The 6,405-nt window shown below is 40.7% G+C and carries 6 protein-coding genes; 4 read left to right on the forward strand and 2 right to left on the reverse strand.

The features are described 5' to 3' along the window. The first annotated feature begins 12 nt into the window (after positions 1–12). Together topB and N6G83_RS52330 are read left to right on the forward strand one after the other, a co-directional pair. A complete protein-coding gene (topB, locus tag N6G83_RS52325; protein WP_115195440.1) occupies positions 13–2,319 on the forward strand; it encodes a type IA DNA topoisomerase in 2,307 nt (768 codons plus the stop codon). A 50-nt stretch (positions 2,320–2,369) separates the two neighbouring features. Next, positions 2,370–2,825, forward strand: a complete 456-nt coding sequence (locus N6G83_RS52330; RefSeq protein WP_115195441.1) for an H-NS family nucleoid-associated regulatory protein — start codon at positions 2,370–2,372, stop codon at positions 2,823–2,825. Between the two features lie 219 nt (positions 2,826–3,044). Here N6G83_RS52330 and N6G83_RS52335 read toward each other — a convergent pair whose 3' ends face one another. After that, the gene (locus tag N6G83_RS52335; protein ID WP_050296630.1) at positions 3,045–4,382 is read right to left on the reverse strand and encodes a HEPN/Toprim-associated domain-containing protein; all 1,338 of its coding nucleotides are present in this window, start codon (positions 4,380–4,382) and stop codon (positions 3,045–3,047) included. Positions 4,383–4,871: 489 nt separating this feature from the next. On the opposite strand from N6G83_RS52335, the gene N6G83_RS52340 reads away from it, so the two are divergent. Further along, positions 4,872–5,078, forward strand: coding sequence for a hypothetical protein (locus tag N6G83_RS52340; RefSeq protein ID WP_032736819.1), 207 nt, complete (start codon positions 4,872–4,874; stop codon positions 5,076–5,078). 14 nt (positions 5,079–5,092) lie between these two features. Continuing rightward, positions 5,093–5,788, forward strand: a complete 696-nt coding sequence (locus N6G83_RS52345) for a nucleotidyl transferase AbiEii/AbiGii toxin family protein (protein ID WP_211136055.1) — start codon at positions 5,093–5,095, stop codon at positions 5,786–5,788. 40 nt (positions 5,789–5,828) lie between these two features. Here N6G83_RS52345 and N6G83_RS52350 read toward each other — a convergent pair whose 3' ends face one another. Next, positions 5,829–6,248, reverse strand: a complete 420-nt coding sequence (locus N6G83_RS52350) for a FitA-like ribbon-helix-helix domain-containing protein (protein WP_223862024.1) — start codon at positions 6,246–6,248, stop codon at positions 5,829–5,831. Between the last annotated feature and the right edge of the window lie 157 nt (positions 6,249–6,405).

Genomic DNA, 6,405 nt, shown 5'->3' on the forward strand with positions numbered 1-6,405 from the left:
GAGGGTAGTTAAATGAGACTGTTTATTGCAGAAAAACCATCTTTAGCTAAAGCTATTTTTGAAGGGCTTGGAGGAAATCCAAATACAGAAAAGAAAAATGGATACTTTCAGCATGGTTCTGATGTTGTTACTTGGTGTTTTGGTCATATGCTTGAACTATGTGATCCAGAGGATTATGACGATAAATACACTAAATGGCGATTCAGTGATTTGCCGATCAAAACGACATACCCGCCTACTTACAAAATAAAAAGAGAGGCAGAAGCACAAACTCGTATCATTCTGTCATTGATTGAACAAGCTACCAGTATTGTTCATGCTGGAGATCCAGATGAAGAAGGCTGTTTGCTTGTTGACGAGATTTTAGGTTATGCCAATAACAAAAAGCCTGTAGAACGTTTATTGATAGCTGATCTCAACCTTGCACCAGTGCAAAAGTCACTTGTAAACATGCAGCCAAATGACAAATTTAGGGGTATGACAAATAGCGCATTGTCGCGCTCACTGCTTGATCAGAGCTTCGGTTATAACCTAACTCGCGGTTGTACCCTCAAAGGCCAAGAGAAGGGCTATGATGGCACCCTGAATGTAGGGCGTGTACAGAGCGCGGTTCTTGGTCTGGTGAATCTGCGCACACTGGCAAATCAGAATCATGCCGAAAGTTTTTACTATGATATTTTCGCAACGCTTGAGATGAACGGGCATCAGGTAAAGGCTAAATATCAAACCACGGATAGTGATCAGATTGATGATAAAAAACGGCTCATTTCAGATGCACAAGCGCGGCATATAGCTGAACGGGTTTCGGGGAAAGAGGCAATAGTCACGATAGCTGCCACAAAACCAGAAAACACTAAGCCACCGTTGCCGTTAGATCTTTCAACTCTCCAACAGATTTGCGCGAAACGCTACGGCTATAAAGCCAAAGAAACTCTTGAAATCATGCAGGGGTTGTATGAAACACATAAACTTCTAACGTACCCACGCACCGATAATCGCTATCTATCGGATGAACATTATTATCAAGCTGGCGATATTGCCGCAGCCATCAGTGCGATAATGCCGGAACTGGCTACAGCAGCCGCAGATATGGATAAGGGACAGAAGCATAAAGCGTTTAATGCAAGCAAAATTGAGGCTCATCACGCTATTGTTCCAACCACTAAGAGCGGTGCAGGTATCCAGCTTAGCGAAAAAGAAAAGAACGTTTATAGACTGGTCGCTACCTACTACATCGGTTTGTTTTGGCCTGATGCTATTCGGAATAAAACGAAAGTACATTTTGATATCAAAGGTGATACTTTCTCCGCGACACAAAGTGTTTTAGTGCAGAAAGGATGGGAGGCATTGGGTAAAGACAGTAGCGATGATTTAGAATCTGATGATAGTGAGCTTACAGGCTTTGATTTATCAACACTGAAATTTAATGATAACGGCCTTTGTGAATCTGCTTTAGTAGATAAGAAGCCAGCACTACCGCCAAAATATTTTACTGAATCAACGCTAATCGCAGCAATGAAAAGTGCTGGAAAATTTGTTGATGATCCTGATTTGCGTAAAGCGCTTGAAGCTAAAGAGGGAGGCGGGACATTAGGAACGGAAGCTACTCGTGCTGGTATATTAGAAAAATTGGCGGCTAATACAGGGCTATTAGCTATTGAGAAAGAAAAAGGTTACTCAGAGCTTGTCTGGAAAACAACTAAGCAAGGACAGGAGTATTGTGCTGCATTACCTAGTGAAGTGGTAAAACCTGATATCTCCGCTCGTTGGGCAGAAAAACAAGCTAAAATCAAAGCTGGAGAGCTGGCTGTAAGTGATTTCATTAAGGAAACTGACGAATATATTAGTGAGCTTATTAGCGATTTGGATAAGAACGGTATAAATATATCATCAAATGCGGCTCCCTGCCCTGTATGTAATAAAGGCTTTTTGCGTAAACGTAAAGGGCAGAATGGCTTCTTTTGGGGATGTTCATGCTATCCTGAATGTAAAACTTCATTCCCTGATAAAGATGGAAAACCCGTCACTGACAAGAAGCCAGAAGGAGCAAGCTCTCGATTAGAGATTCCTTGTCCTTCATGTGGAAAAGAAATACTCATCAGGCCGAAAGGTTTTTTCTGTACGGGTTGTGAGTTTAAGATCTGGCAAGAATTTTGTGGTAAAAAATTAACTTCAAATCAAGTTGAAAAATTGATTAAAGATGGCAAATCAAATCTGATTAAGGGCTTTAAAAAACGTGACGGTAACACGTTTGATACCGAGCTTGTTTTAGAGGATAAAAAGACTGGTAAACTTGGTTTTCCAGTAAAGAAAAAGTAAACTGCCTCCGGCGAGCTAATGAGCGTTAACTAACTGACAGGAAACAACAAATGACAGAACTTTCTAAAGATGAAGAATACGGTATTGTATCTAAGCATCTTGGTAGCATCACCGCTTTAAGAAAATTTGCGCAAACGAAAGATTTTGAGTGGCTGGAAGAAGTTAAAGGCAAACTTGAAGCGTTAATCAGTGAGTCTCGCGAAGAGTATGAGTTGAAGAAACTTGAGGCAGAAGAACTGGAGCAAAAAAGGCAGCAAGCGCTTGAATACATCCGTTCTCTTGGCCTCGATCCTGAATCCCTTGCGGAACCTGTAACAGTTGGTGGCATCAAGACTAAGCGCAAAAACGCTAAAAGTGGTGCAAGAAAAGCTAAATATCGCTTTACCGATGAGGGCGGGAACGCTAAGGAGTGGTCTGGCAATGGTAAACGTCCATCAGCGTTGCAGAAGCTACTCGATGCAGGTCATTCTCTCGATGAGTATCTAATCAATAAAGAGCAGCCGTAATCGATAACCGTGATGCCGTCGCAAACTTGTTTTGCGACGGTTGAGAGGTTGACCGAGCCGCAAGCGGCGCTGGTTAAGCCGCTATCGGCACGATGTATGCAATCGCTCTGTTTCGCACACAGAAACGCCGCAGCCCCGCCATTCGGGAGTCAATCAGAAGCGCCTTGGTCAAAAAACAGTTTTAGCGTAGTTTATTCCGTTTTCCAAGCAGAAACCTTTTTAATCTGGATACTGGTCATCTAACTGTTTACTTCGAATATCTGATGATATTTTAGAACAAGCTTTTATTAATTCGTTTAATACTATGGATATTTTTGAAAAATCATAGCTCTCATATGCTTTGCTACCCGTATTTAGCTTCATGAATCTTTTAGTGTAATAGTCTTTATTTTCTAACGCTCCCTGATAAGCGTCACTTTCTTTCTTGTAGTTAGACCACCGTATCTTTGCTTCATCATAATTCGAATAGGTTAAATCCAAATAGCATTCAATTGCCACCGCGCGACCGTTAATGTTTTCTTTAGTTATGCCGTGAGGCCCAATCGCGGGGAATTCGTTGAAATCAGGCAGGTCTGGTAAATGGACACAATTTATATTTTGAGGCAAGGCAAGCTCGCGGATTTTATTGTACGCTTCTATACCTTCACAATCGTTGTCTAATACAAAAACAATTCGATTTTGAATGTCAATTTTCACAAGGCCATCGGCAAATTTAATCAAGTTGCCAGTGCCGGGGAACGGGTGTCCTGACTTCATATCGATGAAATGAAAAAAATCTTCAATGTCATGTCGCAAGAGGCGTAAGGCCTTTTGGAGGATATGAGAGTCCGAGCTTCCTTCGGTTGCTATGAGAAACTTGTCATGCCTGCGAGTGTTGGTTTCAATATCTTTTAGGTTGGCCCAGCCATTGGAAACTAAAGCACCATAATCCCAAGTAACAAATTCACCACTATTATTTTTATTTTCAGCTAATAATCTGATCACTGAATAGGGGTGAAGTATATTTACCAATGAGCCGAAGGCGGATTTTTCAGACCATGCATTATCAAAATCGTTTGTATAATGGGGGATGCTGCGTAGCAGGTGTTCATTAGTAAACCTTCCCCTAATCAGTTTCTTTTCTTTTTCAGGGGAGTCTTCGTTCACAAAACCGCTATCTAAGTCTTTAAGGTTGACATTTTTAATGAAATTGATGAATTCTGGAAAGCTCATTAATTCGACTTTTGGTTTTGCATACTCTGGATGGAATTTTTCAAACTCATCATTTTCAATGGTGAGCTTTTTCACCATCAGATTATATTCTTTTTCTGCATTCTCAAGAGTAAAACCAAGAAGATCGAGACGATGGACTATTTGCCCTAATGGCTTTCGCAAAATAGTACGAAAAAGAATGCTATCTGGTTCGTTGAAATCTCCCCCTTCATCAACTTCTTCTGCTGTGGGCGGTGCGATGTAATGGTCGTCGCTCTGAAACAGACCACCATGATCTATTCCTAACGAGTTCTTACTCCAGCACATCGTTATGCCTGACACGTCGAGAGAAATTTCAGTACCCATTGTTCAACCTTTCTGCGGTGTTTTTGTAGTGTCCAAATACTATCAACACACTAGCAGCGCATCCATTCTTATCAAATTCGTCAAACAACGAACTAAACGTACAATAATTCTCTATATCCAAACTGACTCCAATAATTTCCAATCTCCAAACTTGTCTATGCAGTGCTACGCAAAAAATCCGTTACTTTCCCCCTGCCCTTCCCTCAGATTTCACGTAGTACACATATGATGTTAAGAGATTCAAAAATATTGATGTTTTGATGTTTTGATGTTTTGATGTTGCGTAGTAAAACATGTAACCCAATGAAAATTATAGAAACGTTAAAGCACCGGTGGCACCCATCAGGAGATGGCCAACACATCCGTGTGTGGTAATCACAACAATATAATTGAAGGGTAATTGCAGGAATAGCACTTTTTGACACGAAACCGGTTGTGGCATTTGCTATAACCTCGTAACTATGTCTGTAGACTGCAATAGGTGACTTTATGGGTGAAATTATTCGAGGCAACTATCCTGAACTGGATAAAGTGCTGTGGGATTTTCACACTCAGAAAATTCCCGCAATGTTGGCTTTTCGTATGTACGAAGAGCGTTGGAATTTTGTTGATGAAAAACATATAGGTCAAAATGAACGCCAGTTGATTGATGCCTTAACTGATTTTTACGGTAACGGTGTCTTTATGGCTGCATAAGGATTCATTCTGTAGTGAACGAATATAAGATTAAGCATCATAAACTAATCAGGTCGGTATTGAATAATTTCAATGCCGACTTTTTTTTTGCTAACTCTATTTATTTCGGAGGGGGAACTCGTATTGCCCTTGAAATAGATGAGTATAGAGAATCGATCGATGTTGATTTTTTGTGCCCTGATAAATCATCTTATCGAGCCGTACGGGAACAGGTTACATCCAACTCACTTGGCAACTTAGTAAAACAAGACTTCCAGTATGCCAGAGAAATAATGTTTGATAGATATGGAGTTCGCACCTTCATAAAAGAACAGGACGCAGCGATAAAGCTTGAGATAGTTAGTTTCGATAACTACGATTTAGTAGCTGATACGCGCAAGTTGTTCCCTATTCCTTTCATAGATCAAGAAAGCTGTTTTTATACTAAATTATTAGCAAATTCAGATAGATGTATGCATGGGCAGTGTAAGGATATTTTTGATATTTTGGCTATGTATGATGCGTGGGGAGGCATACCACAAAGCGCAATCACAAAGGCCGAAAAACATTATGGTTCTTCTGTTTTAAGCGATCTAATCCGCTCGCTTAAAGATATACAAAACAATAGTGCTCATTATTATGAGCTTGCCGATGCTATGTTAATTCAACATGATTTTGCTCAAAAACTCATTGGTGATGTTGCTCCACAGGTACTAGCAAATCTATCTTAAAATGGTGGAGGCTAAAGATGCTAGCCTCCATTAATAGCACCTATCTACGCTTCGAGGCTGACACTTCATCAGCTTCTAATTGCTCTCTGTGTAGATAATCCCCTGCAATTGGAGGTGGAGTTACCAGTTTCGGACGACCAGTTTCAACATCACGCACTGTAACCAGCCCAACAATTTCCCCGTCATGAGTCAGCGCCCATGCCGCCAATTGGTAAACAGTACTCTTGGTTGAACAACCTTCGACATTATCATGCCGGAAATACCAGTCCGTTGACGGCATTATCTGCTTATAGCGTGTTGCTGGCTCACTGACAGGTTTGATAGCCGCAGGGCTTTCTTCCAGTGCTAACTTTAAAATCAACCTTGCCTGACCTTCTATAGACCGCTCTGACATTGCAGCCATTTCTTCTAATCGAGTGTAGAGATCATCAGGAAAGTTTCGAACTTGTATCTTAGCCATTGCGCAGACTCATTTTGAATCCTATTTGAATCAAATGTATCTAATCTAGGTTGTAAAGTGAACACCTTATTTGAATTAATATTTTAGTTACAACATTCATATGTAAATGAAAGGCCGCCACATCAGCCATAGAGTTGTAGACAAGCCCCCAAAAATC

The sequence above is a fragment of the Serratia sp. PL7 genome (genome assembly GCF_945957435.1).

Excerpts from the sequence above, each read along its gene's own strand:
- N6G83_RS52335 (WP_050296630.1), bottom strand. The coding sequence starts at position 4,382 with ATGGGTACTGAAATTTCTCTCGACGTGTCAGGCATAACGATGTGCTGG.
- topB (WP_115195440.1), top strand. The coding sequence starts at position 13 with ATGAGACTGTTTATTGCAGAAAAACCATCTTTAGCTAAAGCTATTTTT.
- N6G83_RS52340 (WP_032736819.1), top strand. The coding sequence starts at position 4,872 with ATGGGTGAAATTATTCGAGGCAACTATCCTGAACTGGATAAAGTGCTG.
- N6G83_RS52330 (WP_115195441.1), top strand. The coding sequence starts at position 2,370 with ATGACAGAACTTTCTAAAGATGAAGAATACGGTATTGTATCTAAGCAT.
- N6G83_RS52350 (WP_223862024.1), bottom strand. The coding sequence starts at position 6,248 with ATGGCTAAGATACAAGTTCGAAACTTTCCTGATGATCTCTACACTCGA.